Annotated in this window: 15 protein-coding genes; 2 read left to right on the top strand and 13 right to left on the bottom strand. The window is 65.1% G+C overall.

The window, feature by feature from the left end; translation table 11 throughout:
• Nucleotides 1-9: 9 nt before the first annotated feature.
• The 13 genes from NTD82_RS04185 to NTD82_RS04125 all read right to left on the bottom strand — a co-directional run bounded on the left by NTD82_RS04185 (nt 10) and on the right by NTD82_RS04125 (nt 14115).
• Nucleotides 10-1509: a CoA-acylating methylmalonate-semialdehyde dehydrogenase gene (locus tag NTD82_RS04185; protein WP_262127856.1), complete on the bottom strand. Its 1500-nt coding sequence runs from the start codon at nt 1507-1509 to the stop codon at nt 10-12.
• A 56-nt stretch (nt 1510-1565) separates the two neighbouring features.
• Nucleotides 1566-1925, bottom strand: coding sequence for a RidA family protein (locus tag NTD82_RS04180; RefSeq protein WP_095153413.1), 360 nt, complete (start codon nt 1923-1925; stop codon nt 1566-1568).
• A 34-nt stretch (nt 1926-1959) separates the two neighbouring features.
• Nucleotides 1960-2994, bottom strand: a complete 1035-nt coding sequence (locus NTD82_RS04175) for a zinc-dependent alcohol dehydrogenase (RefSeq protein WP_262127855.1) — start codon at nt 2992-2994, stop codon at nt 1960-1962.
• A 105-nt stretch (nt 2995-3099) separates the two neighbouring features.
• A complete protein-coding gene (locus tag NTD82_RS04170) occupies nt 3100-3891 on the bottom strand; it encodes an IclR family transcriptional regulator (RefSeq protein ID WP_095153415.1) in 792 nt (263 codons plus the stop codon).
• A 61-nt stretch (nt 3892-3952) separates the two neighbouring features.
• Nucleotides 3953-5122 (bottom strand): NAD(P)/FAD-dependent oxidoreductase, encoded by a 1170-nt coding sequence (locus NTD82_RS04165; RefSeq protein WP_262127854.1) that lies wholly within the window; start codon nt 5120-5122, stop codon nt 3953-3955.
• Nucleotides 5119-6603: a 2Fe-2S iron-sulfur cluster-binding protein gene (locus tag NTD82_RS04160; protein WP_262127853.1), complete on the bottom strand. Its 1485-nt coding sequence runs from the start codon at nt 6601-6603 to the stop codon at nt 5119-5121. Before NTD82_RS04160 ends, NTD82_RS04165 begins: the two co-directional genes overlap by 4 nt.
• Nucleotides 6600-7415, bottom strand: coding sequence for an ABC transporter permease (locus NTD82_RS04155; protein ID WP_262127852.1), 816 nt, complete (start codon nt 7413-7415; stop codon nt 6600-6602). The genes NTD82_RS04160 and NTD82_RS04155 overlap by 4 nt, the downstream gene beginning before the upstream one ends.
• Before the next feature lie 4 nt (nt 7416-7419).
• Nucleotides 7420-8301 carry an ABC transporter permease gene (locus NTD82_RS04150; RefSeq protein WP_262127851.1) on the bottom strand — a complete coding sequence of 294 codons (882 nt, stop codon included), beginning with the start codon at nt 8299-8301 and terminating at the stop codon, nt 7420-7422.
• Nucleotides 8298-9380, bottom strand: coding sequence for an ABC transporter ATP-binding protein (locus NTD82_RS04145; RefSeq protein WP_177454381.1), 1083 nt, complete (start codon nt 9378-9380; stop codon nt 8298-8300). The genes NTD82_RS04150 and NTD82_RS04145 overlap by 4 nt, the downstream gene beginning before the upstream one ends.
• A gap of 96 nt (nt 9381-9476) precedes the next feature.
• Nucleotides 9477-10511: an ABC transporter substrate-binding protein gene (locus NTD82_RS04140; protein ID WP_095153419.1), complete on the bottom strand. Its 1035-nt coding sequence runs from the start codon at nt 10509-10511 to the stop codon at nt 9477-9479.
• 13 nt (nt 10512-10524) lie between these two features.
• Entirely contained in the window at nt 10525-11556 is a 1032-nt protein-coding gene (locus NTD82_RS04135) for an ABC transporter substrate-binding protein (protein ID WP_262127850.1), read from the bottom strand.
• 130 nt (nt 11557-11686) lie between these two features.
• On the bottom strand, nt 11687-13024 hold the full coding sequence (locus NTD82_RS04130; protein WP_262127849.1) for an NAD(P)/FAD-dependent oxidoreductase: 1338 nt from the start codon (nt 13022-13024) through the stop codon (nt 11687-11689).
• Between the two features lie 188 nt (nt 13025-13212).
• On the bottom strand, nt 13213-14115 hold the full coding sequence (locus tag NTD82_RS04125; RefSeq protein WP_262127848.1) for a LysR family transcriptional regulator: 903 nt from the start codon (nt 14113-14115) through the stop codon (nt 13213-13215).
• 206 nt (nt 14116-14321) lie between these two features.
• Here NTD82_RS04125 and NTD82_RS04120 point away from each other — a divergent pair, with 206 nt between their 5' ends.
• Complete coding sequence (locus NTD82_RS04120) at nt 14322-15569, top strand: MFS transporter (RefSeq protein ID WP_262127847.1); 1248 nt, start codon at nt 14322-14324, stop codon at nt 15567-15569.
• Between the two features lie 31 nt (nt 15570-15600).
• A complete protein-coding gene (locus NTD82_RS04115) occupies nt 15601-16824 on the top strand; it encodes an MFS transporter (RefSeq protein ID WP_262127846.1) in 1224 nt (407 codons plus the stop codon).
• Nucleotides 16825-16868: the final 44 nt, after the last annotated feature.

Raw genomic sequence — 16868 nt, 5'->3', positions numbered from 1 at the left:
GCGGCTAACTCAACCGTTGCTGGGGAACGCGAACTGCGCCGCCTCATGGCTGGCGCGGCGTGGCCAGCGCTGGGTGATGGCTTTCTTGCGGGTGTAGAAACGCACGCCGTCCGGGCCGTAGGCGTGCAGGTCACCGAACAGCGAACGCTTCCAGCCGCCGAAGCTGTGGTAGCTCACCGGCACCGGCAACGGCACGTTGACGCCGACCATGCCGACTTCGATTTCATCGCAGAACAGCCGCGCCGCTTCACCGTCGCGGGTGAAGATGCAGGTGCCGTTGCCGTACTCGTGATCGTTGATCAGTTGCATGGCTTCTTCCAGGCTGCCGACACGGACGATGCACAGCACCGGGCCGAAGATTTCGTCGGTGTAGATGCTCATCTGCGCGGTCACCCGGTCAAACAGCGTGCCGCCGACGAAGAAGCCGTTTTCATTGCCTTCCACCACCAGGTCGCGACCGTCCACCAGCAGGCTGGCACCCTGGGCGACGCCGGCGTCGATGTAGCCCTTGACCTTGTCCCGCGCCGCGCCGGTCACCAGCGGGCCCATGTCCAGGCCCGTGGAGGTGCCGGCGCCGATTTTCAGGGCGCGCACTTCGGGCACCAGGCGGGTCACCAGGGCGTCGGCGATGGCGTCGCCGACACACACCGCCACCGACAGCGCCATGCAGCGTTCGCCGCACGAGCCATAGGCCGCGCCCATCAAAGCACCAACGGCATTGTCCAGGTCGGCATCGGGCATCAGCACCGCATGGTTCTTCGCCCCGCCCAGCGCCTGCACGCGTTTGCCGCGCTTGGTGCCTTCGCTGTAGATGTACTCGGCAATTGGCGTCGAGCCGACAAAGCTCAAGGCTTTGACGTGCGGCGACTGGATCAGGCCGTCCACCGCTTCCTTGTCGCCATGCACCACGCTCATCACGCCCTTGGGCAGGCCGGCCTCGATCAGCAGTTCGGCGATGTACAGGGTGGAACTCGGGTCGCGCTCGGACGGTTTGAGGATGAAGCAGTTACCGCAGACGATCGCCAGTGGGTACATCCACAGCGGCACCATGGCCGGGAAGTTGAACGGCGTGATGCCCGCCACCACGCCCACCGGCTGCAGGTCGGTCCAGGCATCGATATGCGGCCCGACGTTGCGGCTGTAGTCGCCCTTGAGCAGTTCCGGCGCGGCACAGGCGAACTCGACGTTTTCGATACCGCGCTTGAGTTCGCCGGCGGCATCTTCCAGGGTCTTGCCGTGTTCCTCGCTGATCAGTTGCGAGATCTTCGCTTCGTTCTGCTCCAGCAGTTGCTTGAAGCGGAACATCACCTGCGCGCGCTTGGCCGGTGGCGTATTGCGCCAGGCCGGGAACGCGGCGCGGGCGACGTCGATCGCCTGCTGCAGGGTGGCGTTGTCGGCCAGCGCCACTTGCCGGACCACGGCGCCGGTGGACGGGTTGTAGACATCCGCGGTGCGCCCCGTGCCCTGCACGCGTGCGCCGTTGATCAGATGGGGAACGATACTGCTCATTGAAAACTCTCCAGTGCCGGACGAGACCTCTCGCCGGCAGGTAGTGAATGGCTGACTCAGGCCTTGACCGCCGCCTGCAGGGCGATTTCCACCAGGATGTTGTCCGCCGCCATATTGGCCTCTACGGTCGCCCGCGCCGGTAGCGCGTCCTGCGGCACCCACTCGCGCCAGACCGCGTTCATCGCGGCGAAGTCCTGCACGGCATGTTTGAGCCAGATCTGCGCGAACAGAATGTGCGACTTGTCAGAACCGGCCTCGGCCAGCAGCGCGTCGATGCGCGCCAGCACCTGGGCGGTCTGGCCGGAAACGTCCTGGGTGCGGTCGGCCGGCACCTGGCCGGTGATGTAGACAATGCCGTTGTGCACCAGCGCGTGGCTGAGCAGGCCGGGGTTGGGTTGCAGGCGGGTGATGGTCATGAAGGTGACTCCTGTTGAGGACAAAGGGGTTGGATCAGGCGATTTTCAGCACGGTGCGACCGACCAGTTGGCCTTTGCGCATACGGGCGAAGATGTCGTTGATATCGTCCAGGCGTTCGAGGCTGACCTGCGCTTTCACCTGGCCGCGGGCGGCGAAGGCCACCGCTTCGTTGAGGTCCTGGCGGGTGCCGATATTGGAACCGGTGATCGACAGCTCCCAGCCGCTGATGGCCGAGATAGAGGCGCGCACGGTGTCGGCGTCGCCGCCCGGCAGGCCGATGAACACCGCCGTGCCGCCGGGGCGCAGCATCTTCACCGACTGCTCGAACGCGGCATTCGCGGTGGCGGTCACCAGCACGGCGTGGACGCCGCCGGGAATCTGTTGTTTGAGGGTTTCGACCGGGTTGTCGAGGGCATCGATCAGGCATTCGGCGCCATAGCTGCGGGCCAGTTCGAGCTTGTCGGCGGACACATCGATGGCCGCTACACGCAGGCCCATGGCAATGGCGTACTGCACCGCCACATGGCCGAGGCCGCCAATACCCATGACCGCGACCCACTGTCCCGGCCGGGCACGCGAGCGCATCAGGCCACGGTAGGTGGTGACGCCCGCGCAGAGGATCGGCGCCAAGGCATAGAGATCGACAGTGGGCGGAATGCTGGCGACGAACGCGGCCGGGGCAACCATGTATTCGGCATACCCGCCCTGCTTGCTGTAGCCGGTGGATTCGCGGCGCTCGCAGATGGTTTCCATGCCGCCGAGGCAGAATTCGCAGGTGCCACAGGCGCTGTACATCCACGGCATGCCGACCGCGGTGCCGATCGCCGGCTCGCTGACGCCTTCGCCGTGGGCAACGACATGGCCGGTGATTTCATGGCCGGGAATCAGCGGCAAGGTCGGCAGGTCCGACCAGTCACCGTCCATGGCATGCAGGTCGCTGTGGCAGACGCCACAGGCGACGATGCGGATCAACAGTTCGCCCGGGCCAGGCTGCGGAATCGGGACCTGTTCGATACGCAGGGGCTCGCCGACGCCGTGCAGAACGGCAGCCTTCATGGTTTGACTCATCGCTCTCTCCTGATACATCCACCCGGTTTTCGGGCAATTGGGCACCTATACCGCCAGCCTGGGCTGGCGACGGTGTGTGCGGGTCGAAAGGTGCTGCCCGGGGCGCTAGCCCACGGGACGTAAACTGCGTGTCGCGCTGGCGATGGTGCGCGCGGTATTGATCACTTTAGGTGCCAGTTGCTTGCGCGCGTCTTCCAGGTTCCAGCGACTGAAGGGAACGGAGATGTTGACCGCTCCCAGAGGATAGCCATCAGCGTTGACCACTGCGGCGGCGACGCTGATATCGCCGGCGAAATACTCTTCCTGGGCGTAGGCATAGCCTTCGCGGCGGGCCTCGGCGACCATCGTGCGCAAGGCGTCCAGGTCGGTGACCGTGCTCGCGGTGTAGCCCTGGCGCTCGGAGGCGATCAGGATCGCGTCCGCTTCCGCCTCCGGCAGTGCGGCCAGGTAAGCGCGGCCCGCCGAGGTGCAGTACATCGGCAGGTGGCGGCCCAGCGGCATATGAATGGCGATCTGCTTGTGGCTCGGGAAACGGGCGACGTAGAGCATGTCCAGCCCGCACGGTTCAAGCAGGTTGCAGCTTTCCTCGACGTTGCGGTTGAGTTCGTGCAGGTACGGGTTGGCACGCTCGATCAACTCGCTGGTCTGCAGGTAGCCGGTGCCCAGGTCGAGTGACTTGGGCGCCAGGCGCAAGCGCTTGGTCACGGGCTCCTTGTACAGGTAACCCAGCGCTTCGAGGGTGAAGGCCGAACGTTGCACGGTGCTTTTGTTCAGCCCCGTCGCCTCGGCCAATTCGATCAGACTCATGCTCGGGCGTCCGGCACGGAACGCCGTCAGGATCGCCAGCCCCTTGGACAAAGCAGTAATGAACAGTGGCGAGTCTTCTGCAGTACTCATGGGGTTTTCCTTGTTTTTGCCGCGAAAAACGCGGTTATCACGGTGCTTTCAACGCTGTGTTTCATTCGAAATGACTCAAGACAATGCCAGGTTCCACGACCGGCGCGTTGCGTTCAAACCTGTCCACGGCGAAGGGGCGCATGCGCTCATCCACCTCGCCGCTGACGATGGCCTTGGCCAGTAATTCCCCGGCGGCCGGTGCACCGGCATGGCCGTAACACCAGCCCGCGCTGACAAACAGCCCCGGCAGTTGCTGATGGGCCCCCAACAGAGGCCCGAAATCCTTGGAGATATGCACCAGGCCGGCCCATTGACGCAAGATCCGCGCATGGCCCAACTGCGGAAACATCTCCAGATACGCCCGTGCCGTCGCCGCCATTACTGGCACATCGGCATTCAAGGTGTGCTGTGGCCGTTCAGCGACTTCGGCGCCGCCCACCACTTCGCCGCGCGCAGTCTGGTGCATGTAGCAGAGCCGATCCAGCAGCGCGACGGCAGGACCAATCAAAGGCCGGGTCGGCTCCAGCGCCATGGCTTCCAGGCGCATCGGGTAACCGTCCAGCGCCACCCCCGCCAATTGCGCCAGGCGATTGCTTTCGGCGCCGCCGGCGAGGACCACGGTGTCGCTGGCAATCCACTGCTGCCCTACCCTCACCCCGGAAATCCGCCCGGCGCTCTGGTCGATGGCGGTGACCTCGGTGCGGTAGTGGATGGTCACTCCGCGTGCCTCGCACGCCTGCCGATAGGCATGCATGGCGGCATGGTGCGGCGCCACGCCACTGTCGGGCAGGTGCAAGGCCGCGCTCACCCGTTCGTGGGCCAGGGCCGGCAGCACTTCGCGCAGTTGCGCCGGGCTCAGCAGGCCGGAGGTGATGCCGCAATCCTTGTGCACTTGCCGCGTGCGTTCCAGCAGCGCCGCCGTGGTGTCCCGCTCGCCGACCATGGTGTAGCCGCGGCGCGAATACATGACGTTCTCGCCCAGGCGTTTCGACAGCCCCTGCCACAGGTGGCAGGAATGGGCAAAGAAGCGCGTCCACTCCGGCGAACTGAACGCGCCGCGAATCAGCGTGCCGTTGCGGCCTGAAGCGCCGCCCTGCCAGTAACCGGCATCGAGCACGAGAATGTCGCGCACGCCCAGTTCGGTCAGGTTGAACGCCAGCGACAGGCCCTGGATGCCCGCGCCGACGATGATGATCGATGCCTTGCCAGGCAATGGCTTGACGGCATTCATTGCAGTGGCTCGACAACCGCAGCCAGGCCGGCGGCCTGGGCAACGGTCAAGGCACGGCGTGGCGGGCGCAGCGTCGGCCGGGCCAGCGCCGCCAGGGCGATGCCGCTGCGGGCACTGACCAGCGCCCGCAACAAATCCCAACAAGGTTGTCCCTGACACGGGCCCATGCCGCAGGACGTCAGGCGCTTGATCACTTCCAGGTCGGTAATGCCCTGGGCGATCAGGGCCTCGACTTCATGACAGGACACGTCGAAGCACGGGCACAACAACGCCGCGTGCCGCGATCGCGCGGCCACCGGCAACGGCTGATCGGTTTCGCTCGCTGAACCCACGGTACGCAGACGGCTCTGGCGTTGCTCGCGCAATTGCAGCAAACCTTCGGCGCGACTCTGGAAGGTCAGGCTGGCTTCGGTCAACCACGGACCGGCATGAACCAGCGCATCGCACGGAATCGCTTCGTCGAACAGCGCCGCCGTGACCTGGTGGTGCCCCACTACCCGGCGCAGCCCGGCCACCGGCAGCGCGGCCACCACGTTCACGCCCAGTTCGCCCAAACGGCTGGCCACCACCTGCTGGTCGCCATTGCCGACCACCACCACCCGTGCGCCCGGCGCCACCGCCTGTTGATGGGCCATGATCAGCGCCGTGCGTACCTCCATCACTCCGGGCAGCCACATGCCCGGAACCACGGGCGGGCAAGCGCGGCGGCCGCTGGCCAGAATCACTTCATCCGCCTCAAGGGCCAGCGCGCCTTGCGCTGGGTCTTCAGGCGCGGCAAGCAGCAGCTCGCCTTCACGGTAGGCACCGAACACTTCGACGCCCGTCACCAGGCGCACCCGTGGGTCCAGCACCGGCCGGGCCACGCCCGCGGCGCAGGCAAAACGGGCCAGCGACTGGCCGCGGGTCACCAGCAACACATCACGTCCGCCGGCCGCCGCCTGATTGGCCGCAGCACAGCCGGCCGGCCCGCCACCAATCACCAACAGCTCCGCGCTCATGTGCCGCGCTGGCGGCACGGCGACTTCGCCGGTGCGCTCCGCCGGTTTGGCGGCCCCGGCGAGAAACGCCAGCAGCGCCTCCCAGCGCTGGAACAGCGCCGTGCCGCTGGGCACCAGGTTGGTGTGTTCGAAACCGCCCTGAATCCAGCCCGCCGGGATCAGCCGCGACAGCCGCAACAGGTCGAACGCCGGGGTGGGCCAGCAATTCTGCATCTCCACCCGTGCGCCGGCGCTGACCGGCAGCAGGTCCAGGCGCACGTTCGGCACGCCGTTGACCCGCGCCAGCACGCCAGCGACGTAGTTGCCGGAATAGCCCAGCGGCCGGTGTGATTTGCGGCTCCAGGCCAAGGTGCGAATACCGTTGGCCAGCAGCGCAGCCGCCACGCTCTCGCCCTGGCGACCCTGTAGCGCACGGCCATTCCAGAAGAACTCGACGCTCGCCGTGGCGGCATGCCCGAGGCGCAGGTTGACGCGGCGGCTCATGCGGCGTTCCTCCGGGCCTTGCGCTGGGCCATGATGCTGATGCACAGCATGATGATCGACAGCAGGGTCATCAGCGTCGCGACCACAGCGATCAGCGGGTCGATCTCCGAGCGCAGCGAGCTGAACATGCGCTTGGTCAGGGTGGAGCTGTCGCCGCCACTGATGAACAGCGAGATCACCGCTTCATCAAGGGAAATGGCGAAGGCGAACATCGCCGCGGCGATCACCGAAAAGCGGATCTGCGGCAAGGTCACGTCGAAAAACGCCCGCAACCGGGTGGCGCCGAGGATGCAGGCCGCCTGTTCCTGGGTCATGTCGTAGCTGCGCAGCCCGGCACTGACGTTGATCACCACGTAGGGCAAGGCCAGCAGCGTATGCGCCAGCACCAGGCCGGGGATGGTGTTGTTCAGGTCGAGCCGCGCATAGACGAAGAACAGGCCAATGGCGATGAAGATGGTCGGGACGATCATCGGCGCCATCAACAGGCCGCGCAGCACCCCCGAAAGCCGCGACTGGGTGACGTGCAGCGAATACGCCGCCGCGGTGCCCAGGGTTGTCGCCAACAGCATGGTCAGGGTCGCGGTGATGAGCGAGACCGTGGTTGCCGCGCGCCATTCCAGCGAGGCGAAATAGCTGAAGAACGGCTCGATGCTGAAGGACTTCGGCGGGAAGTTCAGGTAGCGCGCATCGGACAACGACATCGGGATCACGATCAGCGTCGGCAGCACCAGGAACAGCATCGTCACCAGCACCAGCAGGTACAGCCAGGAGGCGCGCAGCGCGTCCGTCAGGGCTTGTTTCAGTCGGGCCATGATCTCACTCGCTGCGCCGGCCAAGGCCCGCGCTCCTCTTGACGATAAACAGCATGAGCAGGGTGGCCACCAGCAGCACCACACCCAGCGACGAGGCCGCGCCCCAGTTGGCGTACATCGACACATCGCTCTCGATCCGCATCGAGATCATCTGCACCTTGCCGCCGCCCAGCAATGCCGGGGTGACGTAGAAACCGAGGGTGATGACGAACACCAGGGTCGCGCCCGCGGCGAGGCCCGGCAGCGACAGCGGCAGGAACACATCGCGGAAGGCCCGCGACGGCGACGCGCCGAAGGCTGCGGCGGCCTGGTTGTAGATTGGGTCGATGCTCTTCATCGCGGCGAACAGCGGCAGGATCATGAACGGCAGCATGATGTGCACCATGCCGATCACCGTGCCGGTCAGGTTGTGCACCAGCGGCAGCGGCGCGTCGGTGAGGCCCAGACTCATCAGCAAGTCATTGGCCATGCCGCGACGCTGCAGAATGATCAGCCAGGCGTACGTGCGCACCAGCAGCGAGGTCCACAGCGACACCAGCAACAGGCCCATCGCCAGGTTGGCCAGCCAGCGCGGGCCCTTGATCATGAAATAGGCGTAGGGGTAGCCGATCAGCACACACACAATGGTGACGAGGATGCTGATCTTGAAGGTCTGCACGAACGTCAGCACATAGATCGGCTCCAGCAGCCGGGTGTAGTTCTCCACCGTCAACTGGCCATTGGCATCGAACAGCGACAGCCAGAACAGCCAGCCGATCGGCAGCACGAAGGTCAGCAGTACCAGCAACAGCGCCGGCAGCCCGGAGCCGAACAGGAACCAGCGTTGCCGCCGTTCCGCGCTGCGCAGCTCGCGCGCATTGCGCGCAACCGATCCGCCGCCGCTCATTGCTCGTCTCCCACCACCAGGGTGTCTTGCAGGTGCAGGCCGAGCACCACGCTCTCGCCACGGGCCGGCAGGCGGCCGCTTTCGGAACTGCGGGTGGGCTGGCGGATCGCCACAGCCATGCCCTGCCCCAGGTCAATCTGCACCAACTGGCTTTCGCCCTGGAAAATCACGTCGGTGACGTTGCCGTGCAGCAGGTTGTAGTCGGCGGCGTTGGCGGTCACGAACTGCAGTTTTTCCGGGCGCACCACCAGGCTCGGGTTCTTCAGTCCAGCGGCGATGCCGGCGGCACGCAACGGGCGGCCCTGGAACTGCACCTTGCCGTCCTGCAGGGTGACCGGCAGGCAGGACGACTCGCCGACGAACTCGGCAATGAAACGGTTCGCCGGGCGCTCGTAGAGGTTGATCGGCGTGTCGATCTGGCGAATCCGGCCCTTGCTCATCACCGCGATGCGGTCCGACATGGTCAGGGCTTCGCGCTGGTCGTGGGTGACGTAGACCACGGTCATGCCCAGGCGCTCGTGCAGGCGGCGCAATTCCAGTTGCATGGTTTCGCGCAGGCGTTTGTCGAGGGCCGAAAGCGGCTCGTCCATCAACAGAATCTTCGGTTCGAAGACGATGGCACGGGCCAGGGCGATGCGCTGGCGCTGACCACCGGACATTTCGGTGATACCGCGCTCGATCAGGTGATCCAGCTCCACCGTGGCCAGCGCCTGCTCGACCCGCTGGCGAATGTCGGCACGGCTGTAGCCGCGCAGCTTCAGCGGGTAGGCGACGTTCTGGAACACGTTCATGTGCGGGAACAGCGCGTAGCTCTGGAACATCATGCCGACGTCGCGCTTGTGCGGCGGCTCGAAGATCATCTCGCGACCGCCGAAGCGAATACTCCCGGCGTCGGGTCGGACGAACCCGGCCAGGGCCATCAGCAAGGTGGTCTTGCCGGAACCGGAAGAACCGAGCAAGGAGAGGAATTCGCCGCTCTTGATCGACAGCGAGACATCATCCAACGCAGCAAAGCTGTCGTAGGTCTTGGTCAGGTTTTCAATGTCGATGGACATCGAAAGTTTAGCGTCTTCGGACATGCTCACACTCGGCACAGATCGGACGTCCAGCGTCCTTTTTATCGAAGGTGGGGGCCCAGGGCGCCCCACCCCACTTCTCACATCACCCGCGGTGGATCAATTGGCGAGGAACAAGGCGAACCGCTGGCGCACCGCTTCCTGATTCGCCACCCACCACTCGGGCGACACCGTGACCACCTTGTCGATGTTCTGCGGCGAGGTCGGCAGGCGCGCGGCCAGTTCCTCGGTAATCACCGGCAGCTCGTAGGCCTTGGCATTCACCGGCGAATACGGGATCAGCGTGGCCAGGGCCGCCTGGCTTTCAGGCTTGATGATCTCGGCGATCAGCTTCATCGCCAGCGCCTTGTTGGGCGAGCCCTTGGGCACGATCAGGCAGTCATGGCTCAACAGCGCGCCGTCGAAGCTGTAATTGACCTTGTCGCCGCTGGCCTTGACCTCGGCGACGCGACCGTTCCAGATCGCCAGGAAATCCACCTCGCGGCTGCGCAGCAACTGCGCCGAATCGGCGCCCGCGCTCCACCAGTTGGCGACCTGCGGCTTGATCCGGGTGAGCACCTTGATCGCCCGCTCGACATCCAGCGGGTACAGGTCTTTTGGCGCCACGCCATCGCCGAGCAACGCCGCTTCCATGGTCAGCCAGGGCTGACGGTAGAGGGCACGGGCGCCCTTGACCTGCGGATCGAAGAATTGCTGCCAGTTTTTCGCTACCGGCGCGCCGCTGTCTTCGGCCCAGGCCACGACGGTGGCGTAGGCGTGACTGGCGATCCAGTGGCTGGCGACCACCGATTTGTCGACATGGGTGGCATCGATCACCGAATAGTCCAACGGCTCGGCCAGCCCTTCCTGCTGGGCCTGGGCGCACTCGGTGCTGCCCAGTTCCACCACATCCCACTTCGGCTTGCCCGACATGACCTGGGCACGAACGGCGGCGAGGCCGTCCATGTTGTCTTCCTTGATGGTGATGCCCAGCGCCTTGGCGGCGGGCTCGAGGTAGGCCTTGCGCTCGGCGTCCTGCAACGCGCCGCCCCAACCGGAGAAGGTCAGGCTGTCGGCCAGCACCGCGGAACTCGCGGCCATCGTCAACGCGGCGACGACGGCCCCCTGGAACAGGCTTTTCTTGAGAGTCTTCATAGTGGCCGCCTTGTCAATTCTGGATGAACAGGTCGAAACGACGTTGTACTTCAGCCTGATGCGCCTGCCACCAGACCGGGTCGAAGAACACCACCTTGTCGAGGTTGGCCGGCGCCGTCGGCAGCGTCGCGGCCATGGCGGCGGGGATGATCCCGGTGTCATAGGCCTTGACGTTGATCGGCGGGTTGGGGATCAGGGTCACCAGGGTCGCCTGGCTGTGCGGCTTCATGATTTCGGCGATCAGCTTCATTGCCAGCGCTTTGTTCGGCGCGCCTTTGGGCACGACCACGCAATCGTAGTCGAGCAAGGCATGGTCGTAGGTGTAGTCGACGTCATCGCCGGACTGCTTCAACTCATCGACCCGCGAGGCCCAGATCGCCAGCGCGTCCACTTCACGGCTACGCAGCAGTTGCGCGGAGTCGGTGCCGCTGCGCCACCAGTTGATGACTTGCGGCTTGATACGTTCGAGCACCTTGAAGGCCCGGTCGACATCCAGCGGGTACAGCGCCTTGGGCGATACGCCGTCGGCAATCAACGCCAGTTCGAGCGTGGTGTAGGGCTGCCGGTACATCGAACGCGAGGCTTTCACCTCGGGGTCGAAGAAGGCTTTCCAGGTTTTCGGCGTGTTGGCGCCGGCATCGTTGGCCCAGGCCAGCACGGTGGAATAGGCATTGCTGGCGATCCAGTTCTTGCCGTAGAAGTTCGCCGCCACGCCTTCGGTGCTGATCACCGAGTAGTCCAGCGGCTCGGTCAGCCCCTGCTCTTGCGCCAGTACGCAATCGTTGGACGCCAGCTCGACAACGTCCCACTTGGGCTTGCCCGACATCACCTGGGCGCGCACGGCGGCCAGGCCATCCATGTTGTCTTCCTGGATCTTGATGCCCAGCGCTTCTTCCGCGGGCTTGAGGTACGCCTTGCGTTCGGCGTCCTGCAGCGCGCCGCCCCAGCCGGCAAAGGTCACGCTCCCCGCGGCCTGCACCTGGGCCACGGCACACAAGGACAGGGCCAATGCCAGCCCCGCCATTCGCTTGTTGGTTGATCGCATTTTCAACTCCTGAGGTTATTGTAATTAGACAGTTGAATCGAACGCCGGGCGTTGCTGCCCCTGTTGCTGTTGTTATACCGGGAGACGTTGCTCGTCTGCCTCGCTGGCCACTCCGGGCCTGTCTCGCTGCTTATTGCGCATCCTTGAAACGGTACCAGGCGTAGGCCATTCGCTGGCCGATCCGCAGGAACGGCTGAAACGGAAAACGCCTCGGGCTCTGATGGAGAAAATCGATGCCCGTGGGCTGCTCGTCACCGGCCACCATCTGCGCCAGGCGCTTGCCGGTCTGCACCGAGAACGACACGCCGCTGCCGGCATAACCGCCGCCGGAGAACACGTTGTCCAGGCCTGGCACGCGGCAAATGAACGGCAGGGAGTTTTCGCTGACCGCCACCCAGCCGCCCCAGTTGTAATCCACCTCGATGCCCTGCAATGCGGGGAACTTGCGGCACAGCGCGTCGTGCAGGTTTTGCCGATGGCGCGGGTTTTCCGCGTCGCGGCCGGTGATGGCGCTGCGGCCGCCGAACAGAATGCGGTCGTCCGGCAAGCGGCGGTAATACGAGAGCAGGTTGCGGGTGTCGAACATGCATTCGCTGCCGGCCAGGCTCTGGCGTTTTTCGTCGGCCGTCAGTGGCCGCGTCACGATGATCTGCGAGTGAACGGGCAGTACCCGTCCAGCCGTGGCCTTGTTCAGCGCGCCGGAGGTATAGCCGTTGGTGGCCACCACCACGCGGCGGGCGGTCACCACGCCGCCCGGCGTCACCAGCCGGTGCCGGCCGTTGTCGCTGTGCCAGTCGGTCACCGGCGAGGCCACATGGACCTTGGCCCCGGCTTCGCGGGCCAGGCGCTGGATGCCCCAGGCCAGCTTCAACGGGTGCATGGAAAAACCGTCCGGCATGTACAGCGCCCCGAATGCCTCCGCACCGCTGTGCACCCCGTGCACCTGCGCCGCTTCGACAAAGCTGGCGCCGTAGTTCAAGACGTCGTTATAGAGGCCGACTTCGCGTTTGAGCGCCGCCACATGCCCAGCATGACTGGCGACCTTGAACACGCCGTCCGGCTGCGCGTCGCACTCGATCTGCCCTTCACGGATCAGCCCGCGCACCGTGTTCAAGCCTGCCGACATTTCCTCGAAATAGGCTTTGGCCGTGCTGGCGCCATAACGCTCGATCAGTTCGGCCAGCGGCACCCGGCCGCCGGAAATGCGGGCGAAGCTGCCATTGCGACCGCTGCAGCCCCAGGCCACCTGATTGGCTTCCAGGACCACGGCGTGAATGCCGTGCTCACGGGCCAGGTGCAGCGCGCAACTCAAGCCCGTGTAACCGGCGCCAATGATCGCGACCTCAACGTCCATGGCCCCGGAAACCGGCCCATCATCCTGCGGTGCGGTGCCCGCCGTATCTACCCAGTAGGACGCGGAATGTGGCAATCCGACGCCTGGGTGCGCATTGACCAGTGGATCGTACAATTTATTCTCCGTATCGCTGTGCGATATACATAAATCACTCGAGCGAAATACTCGATCAGATAGTGATTCATGTCAATCGAAAATCTTGAGAGGCGTGCAAAACAAAAACGCCGCCCCGGATTCCCGAGGCGGCGTAAGGCAGGACAGCGAACAGGCGATATCAGGCGCCAGAGCGCCCGGACGGGGGTTTAGCGGCCCGTATCGTGTGCAGGAAACACCCGGGCGCACAGGTAATCGACGAACACCCGGATTTTCGGCGACGCGTGCTTGCTCGCCGGCCACAGCACATTGAACACACCCGTGCGCCCCACATGGTCATCCAACACCGGCACGAGTTGGCCATCGGCAAGCAGCTCGCGGATGGAAAAGTCCGGCAGGCAGGCGATGCCCAGCCCCTTCAGCACGAAGTGCACCCGAGTCTCGATGTTGTTGCAGATCATCGAGGTGGGCAGTTGCAACTCGGCCGCGCCTGGCGCCAGTTGCAGCGTCCAGGGTTCGAGCTTGCCGCTGTAGGGAAAGCGGAAGTGGAGACAGGTGTGTTGCAGCAGGTCCTCAGGGGCCCGGGGCGTACCGCGGCGCGCCAGGTACGCGGGGGCGGCGACCAGGATTGAGCGGAAGGCGCCCAGGCGGCGGGCGGTCAGGCGCGAGTCGCTGGGTTCTCCTGTACGCACCACGGCGTCGAAGCCCTCCTCGATCACATCGACCAGCCGGTCGGTGAAATCCAGGTCCAGTTCGATGTCGGGATACTCGCGCATAAAGTCGGCGAGCACCGGCAACACCAGCGGGCTCACCAGCGGCAGGCTCACGCGCAACCGCCCGCGTGGCGCGGCGCTGGCCTCGGACAACTCCAGCTCCGCCGCCTCGATTTCGGACAGGATGCGCCGACTGCGCTCAAGGAACAGCGAACCCTCCGCCGTCAACGTGACGCTGCGCGTACTGCGGTGGAACAGGCGAACGCCCAGGCGTTCTTCCAGACGCGCCACGCTCTTGCCGACGGCGGACGCTGAAACGCCCAACAGCCTGCCGGCCGCGACAAAGCTTCGGGTTTCCGCGACCTGGACGAAGACGGCGAATCCATTCAAGCGGTCCATACAACACCTCGATTGCGGACACCTGTGTCCGTAGAGCAAGGAACTCTACTCGGGTTTTTCTTTAATCGCCGGGTTTCTATCGTGTGCAGCAGGTGCATTTCGGGGGTTCCCCCATCGCTGGCAAGCCAGCGATGCGCCGCACAAGCGGCGCAAGATCTTGAGAGCACTGAACCCCTTCCACACAACCACGAGACGCATATATACCCATGCCACAACCAAGCAATCCCACACACCACCCCTTACCGATTGCCGCACTCCTGGCCCTGGCGCTGGCAGGTTTCGTCACGGTCCTGACCGAAGCGCTGCCGGCCGGCTTGCTGCCGCAGATCAGCGCCGGCCTGGAGATTTCCGAGGCGCTGGCCGGGCAGCTTGTCACGGTCTATGCGATCGGCTCGCTGCTGGCGGCGATCCCGCTGACCACCCTGACCCAAGGCCTCCGTCGGCGCCCGCTGCTGCTGGTGGCGATTGCCGGTTTCGTCGTCGCCAATACCCTCACCGCCCTCTCCGGTAACTATGTCCTGACGCTGGTGGCGCGCTTTCTCGCCGGCATGTCCGCCGGCCTGCTGTGGGCGCTGATCGCGGGCTACGCCGCGCGCATGGTGCCCGAGCACCAGAAAGGCCGGGCCATCGCCATCGCGATGGTCGGTACGCCGGTGGCGCTGGCACTCGGCGTGCCGGCCGGCACCGCGCTCGGCACACTGCTGGGCTGGCGCCTGTGTTTCGGCATCATGAGCGTTCTGGCGCTGGGTCTGATGCTCTGGGTGCGAATCAAGGTGCCGGATTTCGCCGGGCAGACGGCGAGCCAGCAGCGCTCGCTGGGGCAGGTGTTCCGCCTGGCGGGCGTGCGTTCGGTGCTGTTCGTGGTGCTGGCCTTCGTGTTGGCGCATAACATCCTCTACACCTACATCGCGCCATTCCTCGCGGCGGCGGATATGGCCGCGAGCACCGGCCTGGTGCTGCTGGTGTTCGGCGTGACCTCGCTGCTGGGCATCTGGATCATCGGCGTGCTGATCGACCGTTATCTGCGCGCACTCACCCTGGCCAGCACGGTGCTGTTCGGCCTGGCAGTGCTGGCGCTGGCCGTGGCGAGCGATGTTCCGGCGCTGGTGTATGTGGCGGTGGCCGTCTGGGGCCTGGCCTTCGGCGGCGTGGCCACGCTGTTGCAGACCAGCCTGGCGCATACCGCCGGGGACGCCGCCGATGTCGCGCAGTCGATGCTGGTCACGGCCTGGAACCTGGCGATCGCCGGTGGCGGCATTTTCGGTGGTGTGTTGCTGGACCGCTTCGGTGTCGGCGCCTTCCCGCCGGCGTTGCTGGTGCTGCTGACCGCGACGCTGGTGGTGGTGTGGGCGGCCCGGCACCACGGCTTCGCGGCGACAACGACGGATACATCGGGCGGGCAGCATCTTCACTCCAGCGATCTCACACCTGTCCTGCGAGAAAGCCGTGATTAGATGACGCGCCTTGTCACTCACGGAGAACACGATGTCCTCGGTATCCGATACAGGCGCGGTGCCCGCGCCTGGGTTGTTCGGCACGTTTTGCCTGAGCAGCTACCTGCTTTCACTGTCCTACGGCACCACCTTCCTGCTGGCAAAGATGCTCAGTGCCCATGGCGGCAGCGAGTCCGACGCCGGCTCGGTCATTTCCGTGGCAATGCTCAGCACTTTCCTTGCGGTGATCTTTTCCGGGCACCTGACCGACCTGATGGGCGCGCCGAAAGCCATCGCCACCGGCGCGGTCTTCCTCGCCGCCGCCTGCCTTGGCTTTGCCTTGGTACCCGGCGGCGGCACCGCGCTCTTGCTGTTCGGCCTGTTGCTCGGTTTTGGCTGGGGCGTTTTTTACACCCTGGGCCCGATCATCGTGGCGATGATCGTTGAACCGGCATGGCGGGTCAGGTACTTCGCCCTGCTGTCGGGCAGCATGATGACCGGCATCGGCACCGGCCCCCTGATCGGGCGACTGTCGGAAGCGCTGGGGTATCCAGTGGCGGCGGCCTTTGTTGTCGCGGCGGTGGCAAGCCTGCTGGGCGGCGCCCTGTTCCTGCTGATGGGCCCGCGGATTCGGCAACAGCAAGCGAATCTCGGGCCGGTGGTGGTGTGCCGGATCACCCCCGCCGCCGCACGCTCGGTGCTGGGCTCCAAAGCGGCCTTCGCCATTCTCATGGTGGGCCTGGGCGGCGCGATCTTCGGTGGGTTTTCCAGTTTCCAGACTTCATACGCCACGCTAAAACATCTTGATTACTCGTTGTTTTTCCTTGGCTTTATGTCTGCCGCGATTTCCTGCCGGCTGCTGATCGCCGGGTTTATCGTCAAGCGCGATCCTTACCGCACCGCCTGCGTGCTGACCGCATTGATGGTGGTCTCGGTGCTGATGTTCATGTTCCTGGTCGACAGTGCCACCACCTATTTGCTTGCCGCCGTCGTCCTCGGCGTCGGCTACGGCCTGACCTATTCGGTGATCAACGGCCTGGCCGCCAATGAAGCGCCGGTTGGGCATACCGCACAGTCGCTGCTGCTGTTCAGCCTTGCCTATTTCGTCGGGGTTTTCGGTTTTCCGTTGCTGGCCGGCTCGATCATCGTCCACGCGGGCATGCCGGCGTTGTTGCAACTGGTTCTGCTGATTGCCCTGGTCAATTGGGCGATTACCTTTGGGCGACTGATGTGGCGAAGCCAGCGCGGCCAGATCGGCCCGCCTTTGCGTCATTAAAGATTCCTTCACCCATCCCGCGCCGCGACTCATCTACGCTCAGC

The sequence above is a fragment of the Pseudomonas sp. 5P_5.1_Bac1 genome, from assembly GCF_025466015.1.
Classification (GTDB): domain Bacteria; phylum Pseudomonadota; class Gammaproteobacteria; order Pseudomonadales; family Pseudomonadaceae; genus Aquipseudomonas.
The sequence above is the reverse complement of the archived record's forward strand: the minus strand, read 5'-3'. Positions and strand labels throughout refer to the sequence as shown.

Coding starts and splice junctions, on each gene's coding strand:
- NTD82_RS04185 (WP_262127856.1), bottom strand. CDS start 1,509: ATGAGCAGTATCGTTCCCCATCTGATCAACGGCGCACGCGTGCAGGGC.
- NTD82_RS04180 (WP_095153413.1), bottom strand. CDS start 1,925: ATGACCATCACCCGCCTGCAACCCAACCCCGGCCTGCTCAGCCACGCG.
- NTD82_RS04175 (WP_262127855.1), bottom strand. CDS start 2,994: ATGAGTCAAACCATGAAGGCTGCCGTTCTGCACGGCGTCGGCGAGCCC.
- NTD82_RS04170 (WP_095153415.1), bottom strand. CDS start 3,891: ATGAGTACTGCAGAAGACTCGCCACTGTTCATTACTGCTTTGTCCAAG.
- NTD82_RS04165 (WP_262127854.1), bottom strand. CDS start 5,122: ATGAATGCCGTCAAGCCATTGCCTGGCAAGGCATCGATCATCATCGTC.
- NTD82_RS04160 (WP_262127853.1), bottom strand. CDS start 6,603: ATGAGCCGCCGCGTCAACCTGCGCCTCGGGCATGCCGCCACGGCGAGC.
- NTD82_RS04155 (WP_262127852.1), bottom strand. CDS start 7,415: ATGGCCCGACTGAAACAAGCCCTGACGGACGCGCTGCGCGCCTCCTGG.
- NTD82_RS04150 (WP_262127851.1), bottom strand. CDS start 8,301: ATGAGCGGCGGCGGATCGGTTGCGCGCAATGCGCGCGAGCTGCGCAGC.
- NTD82_RS04145 (WP_177454381.1), bottom strand. CDS start 9,380: ATGTCCGAAGACGCTAAACTTTCGATGTCCATCGACATTGAAAACCTG.
- NTD82_RS04140 (WP_095153419.1), bottom strand. CDS start 10,511: ATGAAGACTCTCAAGAAAAGCCTGTTCCAGGGGGCCGTCGTCGCCGCG.
- NTD82_RS04135 (WP_262127850.1), bottom strand. CDS start 11,556: ATGCGATCAACCAACAAGCGAATGGCGGGGCTGGCATTGGCCCTGTCC.
- NTD82_RS04125 (WP_262127848.1), bottom strand. CDS start 14,115: ATGGACCGCTTGAATGGATTCGCCGTCTTCGTCCAGGTCGCGGAAACC.
- NTD82_RS04120 (WP_262127847.1), top strand. CDS start 14,322: ATGCCACAACCAAGCAATCCCACACACCACCCCTTACCGATTGCCGCA.
- NTD82_RS04115 (WP_262127846.1), top strand. CDS start 15,601: ATGTCCTCGGTATCCGATACAGGCGCGGTGCCCGCGCCTGGGTTGTTC.